Origin of the sequence: Tenacibaculum sp. E3R01 (assembly GCF_003318185.1) — a bacterium.
GTDB lineage: Bacteria > Bacteroidota > Bacteroidia > Flavobacteriales > Flavobacteriaceae > Polaribacter > Polaribacter halocynthiae.
In genome coordinates this window covers 264,181-284,453 of sequence record NZ_QOCC01000020.1, presented here as the reverse complement: position 1 = coordinate 284,453, position 20,273 = coordinate 264,181, and the positions used below count along the sequence as shown (strand labels likewise).

At 28.9% G+C, this 20,273-nt stretch carries 12 protein-coding genes; 7 read left to right on the top strand and 5 right to left on the bottom strand.

The annotated features are described in order from the left end of the window. Nucleotides 1-6: 6 nt before the first annotated feature. From DS884_RS10410 to uvrB, 3 genes are all read left to right on the top strand, one after another. Nucleotides 7-4,530, top strand: coding sequence for a T9SS type B sorting domain-containing protein (locus tag DS884_RS10410; protein WP_113786687.1), 4,524 nt, complete (start codon nucleotides 7-9; stop codon nucleotides 4,528-4,530). 131 nt (nucleotides 4,531-4,661) lie between these two features. Continuing rightward, nucleotides 4,662-7,283 (top strand): T9SS type B sorting domain-containing protein, encoded by a 2,622-nt coding sequence (locus DS884_RS10405; protein WP_158530837.1) that lies wholly within the window; start codon nucleotides 4,662-4,664, stop codon nucleotides 7,281-7,283. Nucleotides 7,284-7,308: 25 nt separating this feature from the next. Further along, nucleotides 7,309-9,297, top strand: a complete 1,989-nt coding sequence (gene uvrB, locus DS884_RS10400; RefSeq protein ID WP_113786685.1) for an excinuclease ABC subunit UvrB — start codon at nucleotides 7,309-7,311, stop codon at nucleotides 9,295-9,297. Between the two features lie 123 nt (nucleotides 9,298-9,420). Here uvrB and sucC read toward each other — a convergent pair whose 3' ends face one another. Next, nucleotides 9,421-10,617, bottom strand: coding sequence for an ADP-forming succinate--CoA ligase subunit beta (gene sucC / locus DS884_RS10395; protein WP_093868809.1), 1,197 nt, complete (start codon nucleotides 10,615-10,617; stop codon nucleotides 9,421-9,423). Between the two features lie 242 nt (nucleotides 10,618-10,859). Here sucC and DS884_RS10390 point away from each other — a divergent pair, with 242 nt between their 5' ends. Together DS884_RS10390 and DS884_RS10385 are read left to right on the top strand one after the other, a co-directional pair. Then, nucleotides 10,860-13,343 carry a DUF5916 domain-containing protein gene (locus tag DS884_RS10390; RefSeq protein ID WP_113786684.1) on the top strand — a complete coding sequence of 828 codons (2,484 nt, stop codon included), beginning with the start codon at nucleotides 10,860-10,862 and terminating at the stop codon, nucleotides 13,341-13,343. Between the two features lie 92 nt (nucleotides 13,344-13,435). Then, a complete protein-coding gene (locus DS884_RS10385; protein WP_113786683.1) occupies nucleotides 13,436-14,098 on the top strand; it encodes an ABC transporter ATP-binding protein in 663 nt (220 codons plus the stop codon). Between the two features lie 465 nt (nucleotides 14,099-14,563). Here DS884_RS10385 and DS884_RS10380 read toward each other — a convergent pair whose 3' ends face one another. The 4 genes from DS884_RS10380 to DS884_RS10365 form a co-directional block, all read right to left on the bottom strand. Then, on the bottom strand, nucleotides 14,564-14,956 hold the full coding sequence (locus DS884_RS10380; protein ID WP_113786682.1) for a hypothetical protein: 393 nt from the start codon (nucleotides 14,954-14,956) through the stop codon (nucleotides 14,564-14,566). A gap of 401 nt (nucleotides 14,957-15,357) precedes the next feature. Continuing rightward, a complete protein-coding gene (locus DS884_RS10375; RefSeq protein WP_093868813.1) occupies nucleotides 15,358-16,110 on the bottom strand; it encodes a LytR/AlgR family response regulator transcription factor in 753 nt (250 codons plus the stop codon). Continuing rightward, nucleotides 16,103-17,662, bottom strand: a complete 1,560-nt coding sequence (locus DS884_RS10370; RefSeq protein ID WP_233487146.1) for a tetratricopeptide repeat-containing sensor histidine kinase — start codon at nucleotides 17,660-17,662, stop codon at nucleotides 16,103-16,105. Before DS884_RS10370 ends, DS884_RS10375 begins: the two co-directional genes overlap by 8 nt. 270 nt (nucleotides 17,663-17,932) lie before the next feature. Continuing rightward, entirely contained in the window at nucleotides 17,933-18,550 is a 618-nt protein-coding gene (locus DS884_RS10365) for a hypothetical protein (protein WP_113786680.1), read from the bottom strand. A 368-nt stretch (nucleotides 18,551-18,918) separates the two neighbouring features. Here DS884_RS10365 and DS884_RS10360 point away from each other — a divergent pair, with 368 nt between their 5' ends. Beyond that, nucleotides 18,919-19,470 carry a CPBP family intramembrane glutamic endopeptidase gene (locus DS884_RS10360; protein ID WP_113786679.1) on the top strand — a complete coding sequence of 184 codons (552 nt, stop codon included), beginning with the start codon at nucleotides 18,919-18,921 and terminating at the stop codon, nucleotides 19,468-19,470. A 1-nt stretch (nucleotide 19,471) separates the two neighbouring features. Next, on the top strand, nucleotides 19,472-20,236 hold the full coding sequence (locus tag DS884_RS10355) for a TIGR02757 family protein (protein ID WP_113786678.1): 765 nt from the start codon (nucleotides 19,472-19,474) through the stop codon (nucleotides 20,234-20,236). Nucleotides 20,237-20,273: the final 37 nt, after the last annotated feature.

Below are 20,273 nucleotides of genomic sequence, written 5' to 3'. Positions count from 1 at the left end.
TTTAGAATGAAAAAACTACTTATCCTATTTACATTTTTAACTACTTTTTTAACATATTCACAAAAAGAAGCTAATATTTGGTATTTTGGTGAAAACGCCGGATTAGATTTTAATACTACACCACCTACTGCTGTTACTAACGGTGCTTTGAGTACATTAGAAGGATGTTCTTCTTTTGCTGATGCAAGCGGAAAATTATTATTTTATTCTGACGGGATAACCGTGTGGGATAAAAATCATGCTATTATGAAATATAGTACTGGTAACCTTGCTAATGATTTAAAAGGTAACCCATCTAGTAGCCAATCAGGTATGATTATACCCAAACCAAATTCAACAAATATTTATTATTTATTTACTGTTGATGATGGCCCTGTTATTGATTTCACAACTGGTTCTGTTATTGACCCAGGAAAAGGGTTTAATGTATATACGATTGATATGTCATTAAACGGTGGTAATGGGGAAGTAACTGGTCCTGGAAGGGATTTGTCTGTTGGTAAATTTAATGATTTTACCGAGAAAGTTGCTGCTGTAAGAGGAAGTGAATGTAATACCTTTTGGATTGTTTCAACAACCGACAATCAGTTTTACGCTTATAAAATTGATAAAAATGGTATTGGAGCTGCACCTGTAATATCTAATATAAGTAATAACTTAACAAGAAGAGGTTACCTTAAACTATCTCCTGACGGAACTAAATTAGCTATTGCTAATCAAGGTAACAGACAAGCTTTATTATATTCTTTTAATAATACTACTGGACAAGTTTCAAATGATGGGGTTATCCTTACTACCAATTTTGATGGTCAGCCTTATGGTGTTGAATTTTCAAGAAGTTCTAAAAAACTATACATATCAACAACAAGTGCTTTTACTGATAATTTATCATCTCCAAGTATTTATACTCTTTTTCAATTTGATTTAACTCAAACTAATATACCTGGATCTAAACAAACAATACGTCAACAAAATGGTTTTAGAGGAGCTCTTCAATTAGCCGGAAATGGTAAAATATATGCCACTATACCGCAAACCTATAGTAATCCTTTAGGTTTTGCTACTCATTTAGATGTTATTGAAAATCCAGATGCTGCTGCAACTGATGTAACTTTCACAAAAGATGCAATTGATTTAAAAGGGAAAAAATCTACTCAAGGTTTACCTCCTTTCATTTCATCATTACTTTTACCTATAGAAATTAAAGACCAAGTAACAGGTACTCCTGTAAATGACAAAACATTACAGTTTTGTATTGGAGATACTAAAACTATAGCTCCTGATCCAGTAACAGGAAGTGGTATAACGTATGCTTGGACTTTTAATAACGGTACAACTACCACAAATGTATCAAGTGCTATTTCTTTAAACTTAACTAATATCGCCCTTACAGATGCTGGTGAATATAAACTTATTGTTACATTAATTGATAAATGTGGAAATAAAGTAGAGCAAGAAGGTATTTTTAAAGTTGAAGTTTATGAAGCTACATCTGCGACTAAACCTAGTGATATTAATTTTTGTGATGTAGATAAAGATGGTTTAAATTCTTTTGATTTACAAAAAGACGTAACACCTCAAGTTCTTAATGGTCAAAGCGCAACTACTTTTGAAGTCGCTTATTTTTTATCTCAAGCTGATGCAGATAATAATGCTAATGCACTTACTAACCCTTATACAAACCCTACTCCATATAGTAGCCAAACTATATATGCTAGAATGCATAACAAATCGGCGCCAAATGCATGTTATGATGTAAAAACTTTTGCTCTTAATGTAACAGGTAAACCAACACCACAAACACCTGTAAACTACCAAGCTTGTGATGATACTGTTAGTGGTGGTGACATTGATGGTTTTTATAATAATTTTATTTTAAACACAAAAGACACTGAGGTATTAGGTAGTTTAAATCCTTTAACATATTCTGTTTCTTACCATAAAACACTAATTGGAGCTCAAACTGATAACACAACAGATGTTATTAATAAAAATACTCCTTACAGAAATGAAACAATAAATAATCAAACTATTTATGTAAGAGTAGAAAACAACAGTAATAGTTTATGTAATGATTCTTCAGTTACCTTTAATCTTGTTGTTAATGCATTACCTACAATTAATAATGTTGTTGAATTAAAACAATGTGATAATGATACTGATGCTTTTGCTGATTTTAATTTAGAAGAAGCTCGAAGTGATATATCAAGTAATTTCAATAATGAAGTTTTTGTTTTTTATGAATCATTAAATGATGCTCAAAACAATAATAATCCTATAACCACTCCTACTGTTTATAGAAACAAAACAGTTACTTCTGATAAAGTTTGGGCAACAATAACAAATACTAATGGCTGTAGAAGAATTTCTGAAGTAAACTTAACTGTATCTACAACTGGTATTCCTACAACATTTCAAAGAGCTTTCAACACGTGTGATGATTTCTTAGATATTAATGGAAATAACAATATTAATAATAATGATACTGATGGTGTTTCTTCTTTTAATTTCAGTTCTGTAGATACTGAAATAAGAAATTTATTTACCGCTACTGGTCAAAAAATTAATGTTACTTATTATAGAAATGAAGCAGATGCTGCTGCAGAAAAAAATGCAATCCCAGATATTTCTAATTATAGAAATATAGGCTATGCTAATACTCAAAACATATATGTCCGTGTAGATAGTGATCTAGATAATGATTGTTTAGGCTTTGGGCATCATATAACATTAAATGTAAACCCTACTCCTACTGCCAATATTGTTAGTGACATAGAACTATGTGACGATTTTGTAAGTGGTGCTTTTGATGATGGTGTAAATATTAATATTAACCTTAGAAATAAAGTTAGTGCAATATTAGGAACACAATCTCCATTAAATTATACAGTTACTTTTCATACAACTGTAGCAGATGCTAATTCTGGAGCGAATCCTATTTTAAATGATACTAGTTACACTAATACAACTAGAGATAAACAAACTATTTATGTTAGAGTTCGAAACAATGCAGCTAACTGTTTTAATGATCATACTAAGTTTGATATTATAATACACCCTTTACCTACAATTTCTAATGCTATACCTAATCTAGAAGTTTGTGATGTACCAACAGCTAGCGATAGTGATTCTAGAAATAGAATAGCACAAAATATATCTTTAGGAGATAGAGATGTAGATGTTTTAAATGGAAGAGCTGCCAGTCAATACGATGTTAGCTACCATAAAACAAGACAAGATGCAATAGATGGTATTAGACCTTTATCTAAAACTAATTATGCAAATGATCCAGCAACTACTAGCTTCCCTGCTAACCTTGCAAGTGATGATCCAGCTACAGAAATAGTTTTTATTAGCATTCTAAACAAAACTACTGGATGTAGATACGGAATAGCAACTCTTCAATTGGTTATTCATCCTGAACCTAATATTCCTGTTAGTATTAATAATTATGTAGACTGTGATAATAATTCAGATGTAGCTAATGATGATACTAATGGAATTAATGGAGATATTACATTAAAAAATAAAACTTCAGAAATTTTAACTAACTACCCTATTGCTGACCATAATAAATTCTCAATAACTTTCCATGAAAGTTTAGCTGACGCTCAATCAGGAAGTAATTCTTTAAATGAAAATAAATATCAAAACACCTCGAACAATCAAACAATTTATGTTCGTGTAGTCAATAATCAAACTAAATGTGTACATGATGATTTAACGTTTAATATAATTATTAATCCTTTACCTTTCTTCACTGTTGATTCACCTGTAATTGTTTGTTTAAACGCTCCACAAACTCGTTTAGAGCCAATAAACCCAGTTGCCACCTATGATTATGAATGGGTAGTAAAAGGAAGCAGTACTGTTTTAAGTAGTGTAGCCTTTCTAGATGTTACAAAAGGAGGTACTTATGTTGTTACTGCAACTATGAAAGATGGTACTGGATGTAAAAGAAGTAGAGAAATTATTGTAAATGAATCAATCAATCCAACTTTAAAAGAAGAAGATATTGTAATAGTTGATGACACCAATAATAATGGGTTAGATACCTACTCTATTAAAATAATTACTGAAAATAATAATCTAGGTATAGGTGATTATCAATTTGCTTTAGTAAATGAAAAAGGAGATCAAACTGCTTTTCAAGATGAAGCTATTTTTAAGAATATTACTGGAGGTATATATACAGTTCTTGTTAATGATAAAAATGGATGTGTTCCTGATGCTACATTAGACGTTTCTGTTATTCAATACCCAAAATTCTTAACTCCAAATAATGATGGGTATAATGACACTTGGAAAATTAAAGGAGCTAATTCTAGTTTCTATCCATCTAGTAACATTTATGTTTTTGATAGATATGGTAAATCTGTAGCTATTATTCCTATAGATGGAGAAGGATGGGATGGAACATACAATGGTAAAGTTCTTCCTTCAAATGATTACTGGTTTAAAATACAACTCGTTGATAGAAAAGGAAAAACACACTTACATAACGGGCATTTTTCTTTACTAAGAAAATAATTATTAAATTAGCTGGTGGAGTTTTCACCAGCTAATTTGTTATGAGGGGTATAAGTATATTATTTTTTTTTATATGTTCTTTTTGCTATGCTCAAAAAGAAACAAACAATTGGGTATTTGGTAAAAAAGTAATGTTGAACTTTCCAACCTTACCAAATGTATCACCAACAGTATCTTTTGATAGTGACTTAATAGCAATTGCTGGTAGCTCAAGTATATCAAATAAAAAAGGAGAATTAGTACTATATTCTGATGGAGTTGTCGTTTGGAATAAAGAAAATAAAACCGTTCCTACCAACGACCTTTTATTTGGTGATAACGAAATGGCTCAACCAACTATTATTATCCCTAAACCAGGTAATGATTCTATATTTTATTTAATATCAGTAAAATCATTTTTAGATGTTGGTCCACCAGATATTCCTATTCCAAGAATTGATCCTGGATTATACTATACAGTAATAGATATCTCAAAAAACAATGGTACCGTAATAGTTAAAAATCAAACCCTTTTATCTTTTGAAGTTGGTAAAATATCTGCAGTACATCATAAAGATGGGGAATCCATATGGTTTACCACCTCCGGAAGAGAGAAAGGAACTGATAAGTTTTTATCTTTTTACAGTTTTAAAATAGATAAATCGGGAATTATTAAAACACCTGTAATTTCAAAAGAATTAAGGCATGAAGGTGACTTTAACGGTACTTTAAAATTCTCTCCAAATGGAAAAAAATTAGCATCAAGTAACTTAGAAAAAGAACTAGTTCTTTTTGACTTTGATAATAAGACAGGAATAATTAGCAATAAACAAAATTTAATTAAATCTACAGTTTTCTTTGACCAGCCAAGCGTTTATGGGTTAGAATTTTCAAATAATTCAGAAATTTTATATACTACTTCTTTCAATGAAAATACAAGTACTGAAACACTATTTCAATATGATTTAAATAATTTTCACCCTACAGAGAGTATAAAAAAAATTTACGTTAAAGAACAAAACGGCTATACCAGTTTACAACTTAGCAATAATTCCAAAATATATAAAACTCAAACATTTTTAAATAATAAATCAGGTGATTATTTAGATGTTATTAATACTCCTAATAAAGTTGGGTTTGACTCTAATTTTAAAACAAATGTTATACATATAAAGGGTAAATCTGGAACAGGATTGCCTAATTTCATACAATCTTATTTTAGAACTCGAATTTTAAATGAGCAAAGTTGTGTGAATCAATTAATTGATTTTGAAGTTGATACTTATTCAAAAATTACAGCAGCTATTTGGGATTTTGGGGACGGAAATACTTCTAATAATATATTACCTCAATATGCATATTCATCTCCTGGAAACTATAATGTAAAGGTTACTATTACAATTAATAGTAGACAAATAACGACATTCAAAGACATTGTAATCCACCCTAACCCAACACTACTAAAAAATCAAAAACTAATACAGTGCGATGTAAATAATGATGGTGTTGATTATTTCAATTTATATAATATTGATCATAAAATTTCTCAACCAGGTAGTGATTTAATATATCATTTTTATGAAACTAAAGCCGATGCAGAAAAAGATACTAATAGAATCACTACTCCTGAAAGCTATCAAAACAAAACAAATCCACAGTTAATATTCACTAGAGCTATAAATAAAAACGACTGTTATTCAATTGAAACTTTTAGTATTGAATCTTCATTTGTAAATATACCAGCTATAAACCCTATGATAGTTTGTGAAGATTCAGATGGAATAATTAATAATAACATAGGATTATTTAATATTAAAGCTAAAAAAGATGAAATCAGAAAGCTTTTAAGCTTACCTAGCTCTTCAAGTTTAGATTTATTTCCAACGCTAAAAGATGCGCAAACAACTACAAATAAGCTTGATGATTCTATAAACACTACTTCAACTAAAATATGGTTAAGAATAGACAATTCAATTGGATGTGGTGGTATAAATTTTATTGATTTAATCGTTAATTCTACACCACAAATCAATTTACAAAATGAATATACATTGTGTATAGACCCTAAAAAACACACTCCAATAATTTTGAGTGCAAATTCAACGAATGATAAATTTGAATGGAAAAACGCAAATAACAATATTATTTCAACTAATAGACTATTTACTTTAAACAGAGTAGGGAAATTCTCCTTAACTGTATATAAAACAGAAAATGGTATAGAATGTTCGAACTCAAAAAGTTTTATGGTTGTCAATCCTAAAAAACCAATTATAAAAAATCTAGAAATTAATACTGAAAATAGTCTTAATAATTTTATTAATATAGAAGTTGAAGGAACTAGTTCTTATGAATATTCTATTGATGGGCAAAACTACTTTGGCAACAACACAAATTATACTTTTAATAATGTTTCTCCAGGTATTAAAACCATATATGTAAGAGATATTAATAATTGTGAACCTTCAATTCAAAAAGAAGTTTCTATTATAGGTTTTCCTAAATTTTTAACTCCAAATAATGATGGTGAAAATGATGTCTGGATTATTTATGGAGCTAACAATAATTTCTTTAAAACTATAGATATAACCATTTTTAATAGGTTTGGAAAAATTCTTCATAAAATGAATAACAATAATGCTGAATTAGGATGGGAAGGTACTTATAATGGAAAAATATTACCTTCAGATGGATACTGGTATAAAGCAAAACTTATTGATTATAAAGATAAAGTTATTGAAAAAACAGGAAACATAAGTCTTATAAGAAAATAGAGTAAACAATCCGTATTTTTGCTGTATGAACTTTGATTTAAAATCTGAATTTAAGCCTACTGGCGATCAACCTCAAGCAATTAAGCAGTTAGTAAACGGAATTATTACTAATGAAAAATACCAAACCTTATTAGGTGTTACTGGTTCCGGTAAAACATTTTCTATAGCCAATGTTGTTGCTGAAGTAAATAGACCAACTCTTGTTTTAGCACATAATAAAACATTGGCTGCTCAGTTATATTCAGAGTTTAAGCAATTTTTCCCTAACAACGCTGTAGAATATTTTGTTTCTTATTACGATTATTATCAACCTGAAGCTTACATTCCTGTAACTGGAACTTATATAGAAAAAGACCTCTCTATTAATGATGAAATTGAACGTTTAAGAATAAGTACTTCTTCTTCACTTCTTTCAGGTCGTAGAGATGTTCTTGTTGTTGCATCAGTTTCTTGTTTATATGGTATCGGTAATCCTAATGAGTTTAAGAAAAATGTTATTCCTATTAAGGTAGATCAGCAAATTTCTAGAACAAAATTCTTACATCAATTGGTCACCAGTTTATACGCTCGTACCGAAATAGAAATAAAAAGTGGAACTTTTAAAGTTAAAGGAGATGTTGTTACAATTTATCCTTCTTATGGTGATAGTGGATACCGTGTACACTTTTTTGGAGATGAAATAGAAGAAATAGAAACCTTCGATATAGAAAGCAATCAAGTAATTGATAAATTAGAAGAACTAACTATTTACCCAGCTAATTTATTTGTTACCTCTCCTGATGTTTTACAAAATGCCATTCATAAAATACAAGATGATATGGTAAAACAAGTAGATTATTTCAAAGAAATAGGAAAACATTTAGAAGCTAAACGGTTAAAAGAAAGAACTGAATTTGATTTAGAGATGATTCGTGAATTAGGATACTGTTCTGGTATTGAAAACTATTCTCGTTACTTAGATGGAAGAGATCCAGGAACTCGACCATTCTGTTTATTAGATTATTTCCCTGAAGATTATTTGATGGTTATTGACGAAAGTCACGTTACGATTCCACAAACTCATGCAATGTATGGTGGAGATAGAAGTAGAAAAGAAAACTTAGTTGAATATGGCTTTCGATTACCTGCAGCTATGGACAATCGACCATTAAAATTTGACGAATTAGAAGCTTTACAAAATCAAGTAATTTATGTTTCTGCTACACCAGCTGACTATGAATTACAGAAAACAGAAGGGATTTTTGTTGAACAAGTAATTAGACCCACTGGATTATTAGATCCAGAAATAGAGATACGCCCTAGTTTAAATCAAATAGATGATTTAATTGAGGAAATTCAAATACGAGTTGAGAAAGATGAACGTACACTAGTTACTACATTAACAAAACGTATGGCTGAAGAATTAGCTAAATATTTAACCCGAATCCAAGTTAGATGTAGATACATACATTCAGATGTTGACACTTTGGAACGTGTTCAAATAATGCAAGATTTACGAAAAGGAATTTTTGATGTTTTAATTGGAGTTAACTTACTACGTGAAGGTTTAGATTTACCAGAAGTTTCTCTTGTTGCCATTTTAGATGCTGACAAAGAAGGTTTTTTAAGAAGTCACCGTTCAATAACTCAAACCGTTGGAAGAGCTGCTCGAAATGTTAATGGAAAAGCTATTATGTATGCTGATAAAGTAACAAATAGTATGCAATTAACAATTGATGAAACTGCTAGAAGGAGAGAGAAACAAGTTAATTACAATACTAAAAACGGAATAACACCAACTCAAATTAATAAAAAATTAGACAATACTCTTTCAAAAGATACAATTACAACTTATCAGTATGATAATGCCATTCAAAAAGCTGCTGAACAAGACTTAGAGTATTTACCTAAACAAGAAATAGAAAAACGTATTCGTGAAAAACGAAAACAAATGGAAGAGGCTGCTAAAAATTTAGATTTTTTAGTTGCTGCTCAATTACGTGATGAAATTACTGTTTTAAAAGAAAATTTATAGTTTTATAAAAAGTTATAACAAAAAAAGTGGTTAAAAACTATTAATAGATTAATCAAACAAAAAACGTTTCACAATTAATTGTGAAACGTTTTTTTATATTTAACTAAAAATTAATCTGGTTGATTAAGCGTTTAAAACATCACCAACTTTATCAGCTGCTTCTTGGAACTCAGTTGCTGAGATAATTTCCATTCCACTATTATCAATTAATTCTTTTGCTTCTTTAGCATTTGTTCCTTGTAAACGACAAATAATTGGAACATTAATTTTGTCTCCCATACTTTGGTACGCATCTACAACCCCTTGAGCAACACGATCACAACGAACGATTCCTCCAAAAATGTTTACTAAAATAGCTTTTACATTAGGATCTTTTAAAATAATACCAAAAGCAGTTTCAACACGTTGTGCATCAGCTGTACCTCCAACATCTAAAAAGTTTGCTGGCTCTCCACCTGCTTGCTTAATTAAATCCATAGTACCCATTGCTAATCCAGCTCCGTTAACCATACATCCAACGTTACCGTCTAAATCTACATAGTTTAAACCTGCAGCTTTAGCTTCAACTTCAATTGGATTTTCTTCACGTAAATCACGCATTGCTGCATAATCTTTATGACGATATAATGCGTTTTCGTCTAAGGTAACCTTAGCATCAACTGCCATAATTTTATCATCAGAAGTTTTTAACACTGGGTTAATTTCAAACATTGAAGAATCTGATTTGATGTAAGCAGTATATAATGCTGTTACAAACTTCACCATTTCTTTTAAAGCTCCTCCTGATAACCCTAAGTTAAAGGCTACTTTACGAGCTTGAAAAGGCATCAATCCTAATGCTGGATCAATTTCTTCTGTAAAAATTAAGTGCGGAGTTTCCTCTGCTACAGTTTCTATATCCATACCACCTTCGGTAGAATACATGATCATATTTCTACCAGTCGCACGGTTTAATAAAACCGACATGTAGAATTCATTTGGTTCGCTATCACCAGGATAATATACATCCTCAGCAATTAAAACTTGATTTACCAATTTTCCTTCTGCTGAAGTTTGAGGAGTGATTAACATCATTCCTAAGATATCGTCAGAAATACTTTTTACCTCATCTAAGTTCTTAGCCAACTTAACTCCACCTCCTTTTCCACGACCACCTGCGTGTACTTGTGCTTTTATTACATGCCAACCAGTTCCTGTTTCCTCAGTTAGTTTTTTTGCTGCTTCAACAGCTTCTTCTGGTGTATTTGCTACAATTCCGCGTTGTATACGAACGCCAAAACTGTTTAAAATTTCTTTACCTTGATATTCGTGTAAGTTCATTAGATAAGAATGTTTTTAAAGTCGAACAAAAATACAAATTCAATTCATAATATATTACAATTTATTTTTTATTTTAATCTAATTATTAAAGACACCTATATTGGGTTTCACTTTCACATTTTTTTAACAGTATATCTGTAACGATCATTTTTTTAACAGGTCTTTACAGTAATTAACAGGAATTTATGATTTCTGAGCCTTAAACATAAATAATTTAGCAAAATATTACATACGTTAAACATATGCATAGAATAGCCTTACTCTCATTAGTGTTTTTGATTATTCCCCATAAATCAAGTTCACAAAGTTTAAATAGTAACCGGAAGAAACTTGAAGCCGTAAGAACAACAACTCCTCCAAAAATTGATGGAGTTATTGATGATGAAGCTTGGAAAAGTGCAGAAATCGCTAAAGATTTTGTGATGATGCGCCCAAATAATGGAGAAGCAGAGAAAGATACACACAAAACAGAAGTACGACTATTATATGATAATGAAGCTATCTATATAAGTGCTGTAATGTTTACTCCAGATCCTACAAAAATTCCTGCTGAATTTACCAACAGAGATAACTTTGGGAATTCAGATTTTTTTATGGCTATGATTAACCCTAATGATGATGGTCAAAATTCTTCTATGTTTATTGTAACTGCTTCTGGTGTTCAAATAGACTCGAAAGTATCAAATGGAAATAATGAAGACTATAATTGGAGTGCTGTTTGGAGTAGTGAAATTAAAATTAATGATACAAACTGGACGGTAGAAATGAAAATACCATACAGAGCATTACGTTTCTCTAATGAAAATGTTCAATCTTGGGGAATGAACTTCCATAGAGAAACGAGAAATTTAAATGCACGGTACACTTGGAATCATATAGATAATACTATTGGTAAATGGACGCAATATGATGGATTAGTAGAGAATTTTAAGAATATTAAACCTCCTACTCGATTAAGTTTTTACCCATATGCTTCAGGAACTGTTACTTCAACTAAAAATGAAACAAATGCTGATTGGAGTGTTGGAATGGATATTAAATATGGTATTACCGAAAACTTTACTCTTGATGCTACTTTAATTCCTGATTTTGGCCAAACTGCCTTTGATAATGTATCATTGAACCTTGGTCCTTTTGAGCAACAATTTTCAGAACAACGTCAATTTTTCACAGAAGGGACTGAGTTATTTACAAAAGGCCGTTTATTCTATTCTAGAAGAATTGGATCTAGACCAATTGATCAATTTAATGTTAGTAGTCAATTAAAAAGTAATGAAGAAATAACTGATAAGCCAAACAAAGTTGATATGCTTAATGCTATTAAGATTTCTGGTAGAACTAAAAATGGCTTAGGTATTGGTTTTTTTAATGCTATTACAGATAAAACAGAAGCTACTATTTTAAATAAGAATACTCAAGAAACAAGAAAAGTAGTTACAAATCCTTTTTCAAACTATAACATTCTAGTTTTAGATCAACAATTTAATCAAAACTCTGCAATTACACTTATAAACACTAACGTAACACGTGATGGTAGATTTAGAGATGCGAATGTAACTGGTTTATTATGGCATGTAGAAGATAAGAAAAGTAGGTATAACATTGATGGTTCTTTTAAAATGAGTGCTATTTCTGATGATATAAATAGCCCAAACAATGGATATGCTTTTGATACAAGTATAGGAAAACAATCAGGAAATTGGATTGGTGAAATAGGTTATCAATTTGAAAACAAAGATTACAACCCTAATGATATGGGTATTTTATTTAGCAACAATGAACAAGGTATATACGGCTTTGCTAGATATAGAATTTTACAACCTAAAGGAATGTTTAATAGCTATAACATTAGTATGTATTATAATGTTAACTTTTTACATACGCCAGGAACCTATACTGGCTCAAGTGTTAGGTTATCTTTTGGGTCGCAAACAAGAAAACGTTTTGGATTTGGTGGTAATATAAATTATAATACTGTAGGAAAAAATTTCTTTGAACCAAGAGAAGGCTCAACTAGTGGTATTTATTTTAAAACTCCTATGCGCTTAAACCTTAATCACTGGGGATCTACTGATTACAGGAAAAAATTTGCTGTAGATTACAGTTGGTATTACACTTTCTTTAAAGACAATCCTAAAGAAAGTTATGGTTTCCGTTTTTCTCCTAGATATCGTTTTAGCAATCAATTTTCATTAATCTATGGTATACGTTATAACAAAACAAACAGAGAACAAGGTTATGTTACAAAAATTGATGCTGATAATGTTTCTAGTGATCCTGCATTAGCTCCACTTTTAGATGAAATTATTTTTGGAGAACGTGATTGGACTACTTATGACAACTCTTTAACTGGAAAATATAGTTTTAGTACAAAATCAGCTTTATCACTTACTTTCAGACACAACTGGAGTAAGGTTCCTTATCATGATCAATATTATAGTTTAAATAAAAATGATGGAACATTAATTACTAATAATTACAAAAGTAATAACGATAAAAACTTTAATAGTTGGAATCTAGATTTAAATTATGTTTGGCAATTTGCTCCAGGTAGTCAATTAATAGCATTTTATAGAAATTCAATTAATCCTGATAATGATTTTGCACCTGCTGATATTGATTTTTCTGACAACATAAACCGCCTTTTTAAAGAAGATATGCAACATACATTTTCATTACGATTGGTATACTTTATAGATTATAACAATTTGAAAAATATTTTATAACAGTATTTTTAAAATTTATAAAATCAGATAAACTTTATTAATAGGTTTATCTGATTTCTTTTTTATACATTCGTTTATCTAACATACTATCTATGATTATTGCTAAAAATGTCCATAAAAAATATGGAGATGTTGAAATTTTAAAGGGAGTAAATCTTCATATAAAAAAAGGAGAAATTATTGCTATTGTTGGTCCATCAGGAGCAGGAAAAACAACACTTTTACAAATTTTAGGCACATTAGATAAACCACAGAAAGAAGTTGATTTTCAATTAGAAATTAACGAGACTTCTATAAAAACATTGAGTGATAAAGAAATTTCAGTATTTCGGAACCAACATATTGGGTTTATATTCCAATTTCATCAGTTATTACCTGAATTCACTGCTTTAGAAAATGTCTGTATCCCAGCATTTATAGCTAAAAAAAATAAAATTGAAACGGAAAAAAGAGCTAAAGAGTTACTATCTTTTTTAGGGTTATCACATAGAGAGAATCACAAACCAAATGAGTTATCTGGAGGTGAACAACAACGAGTTGCAGTTGCAAGAGCGTTAATAAATAATCCTTCAGTGATTTTTGCTGATGAACCAAGTGGAAACCTTGATTCTACTTCTGCAAAAAACTTACATGATCTTTTTTTCAAGCTTCGTGATAAATTTGGGCAAACTTTTGTTTTAGTTACACATAATCAGGAACTCGCTGAAATGGCAGACAGAAAATTAGTAATGAAAGATGGGGTTATTGCTGAATAATACAACCTCTAATCTTTTTAAAAAAATAATTATTTTAGTTTAATATACAATGTGGAATTATTTTATAATAACCCCACATTGTAGTAAAAACTTCAATTTGTTATTTAGGCTAACAAATGAAACCTTAATACACTACTAGCTACTGTAGAACTTGTTAATTCTATGTAAACTTTCTCCCCTTCTTGATAATAAACCCCTCTGGTTCAATAATGTACTAATCGCAGGTAGTCTGTAAAACTAAGTGTCTTTAAACTTTCCATTTCTATCGGTTAACATTACATATACTCCATTATTCTCAATAAGTCCAATTGCTTTTACTGTACATGTATTTGTTAATCTATTAAATTTTTAGGTGATTCCATTTTTTAAATTTGATTAACTTTCACCTAATCCACTTGCAACTAAGTTTTTTTCTTTTCAGACTTTTAACAAACCATCAATTAATAACGGTTATCTTTATTCAAATTAGCTACTAAATTTATCAATAGATACTCTTATAAAACCGGAGTTATTATCTTTATCGGAGTCTGCACAGTATAATTTTAAGCTAGGATTATTACCTCCTACTAAAACTGTTAACTGTGAAAACAACCCTATTGAAAAAAATGTTTTTCCATCGTCAAAACTTCCCACTAAAGCCCCTGCTAAAAATGACTGATTAGCTTCACCAATATTTACAAGATGATTTCCTAACCCGTTAGCATTTATACTATAAGAGTTATTACCTTCAAGTATTGACCATTGATCTTCCTTATCTGACCTAAATAATAATATATCTCCTGCCTTAATTTCTAAATCAACTAATTTACCTACTCCTCCTGTAGCACTATTTCCTTTCGCTTCAACTGGTACTTCCATAATATTTAAAATTAAATTATTCTACCTACTCTATTTATAACTAGGCTTTTCGGGTTCCGCCTTTTAATTTTTACTAATTCAAAAGACAACTTTAATTTTATAAACTCTACACACAGTTGAGTTTTTACTTTTGAATAATAAATTTATTTTTAGAAATAGGTTTGCTAGCGTTTTATTTCTGATGTAAAACTACTTTGAATAAGCACGAAAAAACGAAGTATTGACATGAAGTAAAGAATATACTACATGAAATAGTATTCTACTATGTTTTAAAAAGAATAGATACCTCTGTAAAATAAATGAGAAACAAACTAATTTGTTAATTAACGAGAAAGGCTAACTCTTTTTATGTATTGTATACGTAATGGTTTGAGGATATAATGGTTAAAGAACTTTAGAATTTATTTTAAAATACTCTCTTTTTTAATAATTCCTTTATATTTTTCGCTTAGAGTAATTTTATGATTACCTGATAATACAATTAAGTTATCATTTGGAAAAATCTCTTCTATTTTTTGAATGTTAGCTACAAAATTTCTACTAACTCTACTAAACATAGTTTTGTCTAGTAACTCTAATATTTTGGTTAATGAAATTAAAATCACAAATTTTCCTTTTTCTGTAATAATATTACAATAACGTCCCTCTACTTCAATAAAAATAATTTCAGAAATGAGTATTTTTTTTAACGATCTACCTTTTTGTATATACAAGTGTTCTTTAGTTACAACTGTATCTTGCTTTTCGTCTGTAAATACATTTTTCTGTTCATAAAACTTCTCAACAGCCAAATGAATAGAAAACAAAATTTCTAACTCATTAAACGGTTTTATCATATAATTGAATGGCATAGTTAATTTTGCTCTTTCAAAAATTTCTTTATCTGTAGAACTAGTTAAAAATAAAAAAGGTCTTTTATTTGTATGATGAAGCTCATTAATAGTTTCTGCAAATAAAATACCTTCAGGATCTTCCCCTAAAAAAACATCTATAATTACCAAATCAATGTCTTTTCTGTTTAGATATATAGCCAATGCTTCTTTAAAATTTTTAGCAACATCAACTATATTATAATCATTAGCTTCTAACACATCTACGAGTGCTTCACTTTCTATCGGATTATCTTCTACAATAAGTACATTTAAACTATTCATTAATAAAAGGTTTAGGTAAAGATACAATCATTTTTGTTCCTTTTCCTAATTCACTTTCTACTAAAATTCTACCATTATTTTTTTTAATCATAGATTTACAAAGTTGAAAACCTAATCCTGAACCTATAATTTCTTTATTCTCTTTTTCACTTATAGCAATAGTATCTTTTTGAAGTTGCAATACAGTTTTTTCACTCATTCCTATTCCTGAATCTTCCACAACTATATCTAAAAAACCTTCTTTTGATGTTTCTATGTAGATCTTAATCTTATCATTAGGTTCAGAAAACTTAATAGCATTATCTAATAAGTTTCTCAAAATAATTTTCAGAGATTCTTGATCTGCAAGAACTTTAGCCGATTTAGAAATTGTACTTTCAAAGTGCAACTCCTTTTCCTTTATGAATGGTAAGTAGTTATACACCAAATGCTCTACAGCAAAAAACAAATGCATTTCTTTAATTTCAAAATATGACTGTTTGGTTTGTAGTAATGCCCAATTCAGTAAATTATCTAACAAATTATAAGCACTACCTACTATAGCACTGTTTTTTTGCAGTAACTCATATACAACGTTTATATTTTGTGCCTTTAAATTATTAATTAACTTTTTATTACTAAGTTTCAGTGTGTTTACGGAAGAACGTAAATCATGACTTACAATAGAAAATAATTTATCTTTTGTTGCATTCAAGTCATTTAACCGTTTATTTTGTTCTCCTATAATTTTTTTAGATTTAATATTTTTTCTAAAAAAATAAATTATAATAGATAGTAATACTACTAACGATATAACAGTGTATAAAATTCTACTTATTTCTGCAGTTTTAGCTCTATTTTCTATTTGTAAAACATTTACTTCTTGTTGTTTTTGTTGTACAGCATGTTTTTTTTCTAATTGAGCCGTTTCCCATATTCTATTTTGATTATTTAAAGAATCTTTCCATTTTTCGTATTCCTTTCTATATTTTAATGCAGCTGTTAAGTTTTTTCTATTTTCTTCTACTACAGCCATATTTTTAGCTGTATTTTGTTTCGAGGTAAAATCATTGGTAAACTTAGATAAGTTATATGCCTTTATATAAAAAGGTATAGCTAAACCATCTTTATACTGTTCATAATATAAACCAGCTAAATCACCATAAGCTCCAACTAATTCTATCGTATCCTTATTCTTCTCATAAAGAATTACGCTATTTTTTAGATATTTTTCTGCTTTTTCAAATTTTTTTAGATGCAAATAACATAACCCTATATTATGCTTAATATTACTAACTTTAAACCCCTTTACATTCGTTTTCCAATTATTTCGTTCTAATTCTTCAAAAATAATTAAAGCTTTTAAAAATTGATTTTCTTCTAATGCTATTTGCCCCAAGTAAAGTTTTGTATATTTATACAATTCAAAGGATTGAGGAATACGTAAAAACTCATATTTAGCTCCTTTAAAATTTTTCTTCTCTTTAAAACTAAAACCTCTAAAAAAATAACAATAGTTATTAATCTTTTTATTTTCTAAATTAATATCTAATTGCTTTGAAGCGAAAAACAAGGTAGAATCCCACTCTTTCTGTAAAAAGAAATACCTTGCTTTATTAAAAAGTATTTGTTTTTTTAATTTAGCCGTTTTTAGCTTTATCTCTTTTTGGAAAAGATTTAAATTCTCTTTTTTTTGTGAGAAAACAGAACACGATATCAGTAATAAGCAAATGAGAAAATTCCTATAAATAAACAATACAATAAACTTTAGAATTAAACTCACTCAAAATACAAAAAGCAGAGAAATTTCTCTGCTTTAAATAAAAATTTAAATGCTAAATTACTATCCTGTAGGAGACTTAACTGTAGTTACTGTGCCTCTAGACAGCTTTGGATCTCCATTTATTACAAAAACTTCAACATCAGATATGCTTTTTAATCCTTTTTTTCCTGTAAAAGAGGAAAGTTTTAAGTGTCTTGAGCACAAAGCCATATTATTGATATTAATATTAAAAGGATATAATTTATATTCAACTAACTCTCCTAAATTATCTTCTTTTGAATTAAATGTGATAAAAATATTAATCTTAAAATCACCTGATTGTCCAAATTCAAAATTATACCAAATAGTAAATTCATTTTCTTTTAATTGATATTTCTCAGGAATTAAACAAGCTACAATTACATCTATTTGATTATTTACCATTGTTGCTTTTACAATAGGTTCGTGCAATCCTAAATATCTATATTCATCTGATTTAGGTTTTGGATTATTATTTTTAAATTTAAAATCAGGAAAATCAACTGTATTTCCCAAACAATATGTAACACCAGTTTCCAGTTCTACAGAAAAATTACTATCCTTTATTTCTTTTATCTTATACATATTTTTTAACATCTTGTTTCTTTTTTTTAGCTTCCTTTTTGCCTTTATTTCTTCTACTTCTTGTTTTACTGTCATAATCGTTTGATTTTAAATTATTAATTAATGTTATAGAATTACTACTTTTAAAAAATTAATTCTATAACAAAGAAACAAGAAGATTTTTTTTAAAAAATATACAATGTTATAAGGGATATATTTTTAAGTACAAAACAAACTATTTCTTTGCACCAACATAAAAACTAGCAACAGTTATACTTTTATTTATATTTATATTTATATTTATAAGTATATCTTTATTTTCTCAAAACATTAGTTAACTTTATAAAAAAACATTTTTTGATTATATTTCAAAAAGCATCAAAATATCATGTTGAATAGTAATTTTCTTTATTTTATGTAACATTGTTATTTTTTCACCTACTTATACTTACAAATCAACATTCATGAAGCAAACATTTCAAGAACTCATTACCTATTTAAAGAATCCCGTTTTAGAGAAAGATAATAACACGAACCTTAACTATAAATTTACAAAGTTTATACACCTGCTTATTATTTGTATTATTACAAGTGGACTTATTATGCCTTTATTTTATTTAATTGAATATTTAGGCTTAGTTGATATGGAAAAACATGCTATGGAAGATATGATGAAAACATTATCTAAACCTATGGTATTTTTCTTTGCTGTTATAGTTGCTCCGGTTGTGGAAGAGTTAATTTTTAGAGGTCCAATCACTTTATTCAAGGATAGAAATTCATTTAAAATAGCTTTTTATTCTTTTGCCATTATATTTGGATTAGTTCATATAACTAATTATAACATAACTACAAATGTACTTTTATTAATACCTTTTTTAATAGCTCCTCAAACTATTTTAGGTGGCTATTTAGGATTTATTAGAGTTCGTTTTGGCCTACAGTGGAGTATGTTGTTACATGCTTGCTATAATGCATTTTTTATGATAATGGCATTTGCTGGAGAAACTGTTTAAAATGAAAAAACAAGAGCTTAAGGAATTTCTTGATGAAAAGGTTATCAAGTACAACACTTTAAACTTTATTGAAAGTGACCCTATTCAAATCCCTCATCTTTTTATGCAAAAAGAAGATATAGAAATAGCTGGTTTTTTAGCTGCGACTATTGCTTGGGGAAATCGTAAAATGATTATTAAAAATGCACATCGAATGATGGACTTATTAGGTAATTCTCCTTATGATTTCGTTATGAATCATTCTGAAGATGATCTTGTTAGTTTTGATGGTTTTGTTCACAGAACCTTTAATTCAGATGATTTTACTTTTTTTATACAATCACTTAAAAACATTTATCAAAATTATGGGGGGTTAGAAAATGTTTTAAAACCTGAAAGTAATTCAAATAATTATCAATTAGCTATTCATAATTTTAAAAAAGTGTTTTTTGAAACACCTCATCAAACCAGAACTTTAAAACATGTATCTGATCCTTTAAAAAATTCAGCATCAAAACGTATTAATATGTTTTTACGTTGGATGGTTCGTAATGATAATTCTGGGGTAGATTTTGGCATTTGGAAATCTCATTTATCACAAAATTTACATTGTCCTTTAGATGTTCATTCCGGAAATGTTGCAAGAAAATTAGGCCTTTTAACTCGTAAACAAAATGACTGGAAGGCACTTATTGAACTTGACGATACTCTAAGGCTTTTTGATCCTAAAGATCCTGTAAAATACGATTTTGCTTTATTTGGATTAGGTGTTTTTGAGAAGTTTTAATACTTTTAGCTTAATTAACTAAATATGTTAATACAAA

Excerpts from the sequence above, each read along its gene's own strand:
- DS884_RS10410 (WP_113786687.1), top strand. The coding sequence starts at position 7 with ATGAAAAAACTACTTATCCTATTTACATTTTTAACTACTTTTTTAACA.
- DS884_RS10360 (WP_113786679.1), top strand. The coding sequence starts at position 18,919 with ATGAAGCAAACATTTCAAGAACTCATTACCTATTTAAAGAATCCCGTT.
- DS884_RS10390 (WP_113786684.1), top strand. The coding sequence starts at position 10,860 with ATGCATAGAATAGCCTTACTCTCATTAGTGTTTTTGATTATTCCCCAT.
- DS884_RS10380 (WP_113786682.1), bottom strand. The coding sequence starts at position 14,956 with ATGGAAGTACCAGTTGAAGCGAAAGGAAATAGTGCTACAGGAGGAGTA.
- DS884_RS10355 (WP_113786678.1), top strand. The coding sequence starts at position 19,472 with ATGAAAAAACAAGAGCTTAAGGAATTTCTTGATGAAAAGGTTATCAAG.
- DS884_RS10375 (WP_093868813.1), bottom strand. The coding sequence starts at position 16,110 with ATGAATAGTTTAAATGTACTTATTGTAGAAGATAATCCGATAGAAAGT.
- DS884_RS10365 (WP_113786680.1), bottom strand. The coding sequence starts at position 18,550 with ATGACAGTAAAACAAGAAGTAGAAGAAATAAAGGCAAAAAGGAAGCTA.
- uvrB (WP_113786685.1), top strand. The coding sequence starts at position 7,309 with ATGAACTTTGATTTAAAATCTGAATTTAAGCCTACTGGCGATCAACCT.
- sucC (WP_093868809.1), bottom strand. The coding sequence starts at position 10,617 with ATGAACTTACACGAATATCAAGGTAAAGAAATTTTAAACAGTTTTGGC.
- DS884_RS10405 (WP_158530837.1), top strand. The coding sequence starts at position 4,662 with ATGTTGAACTTTCCAACCTTACCAAATGTATCACCAACAGTATCTTTT.
- DS884_RS10385 (WP_113786683.1), top strand. The coding sequence starts at position 13,436 with ATGATTATTGCTAAAAATGTCCATAAAAAATATGGAGATGTTGAAATT.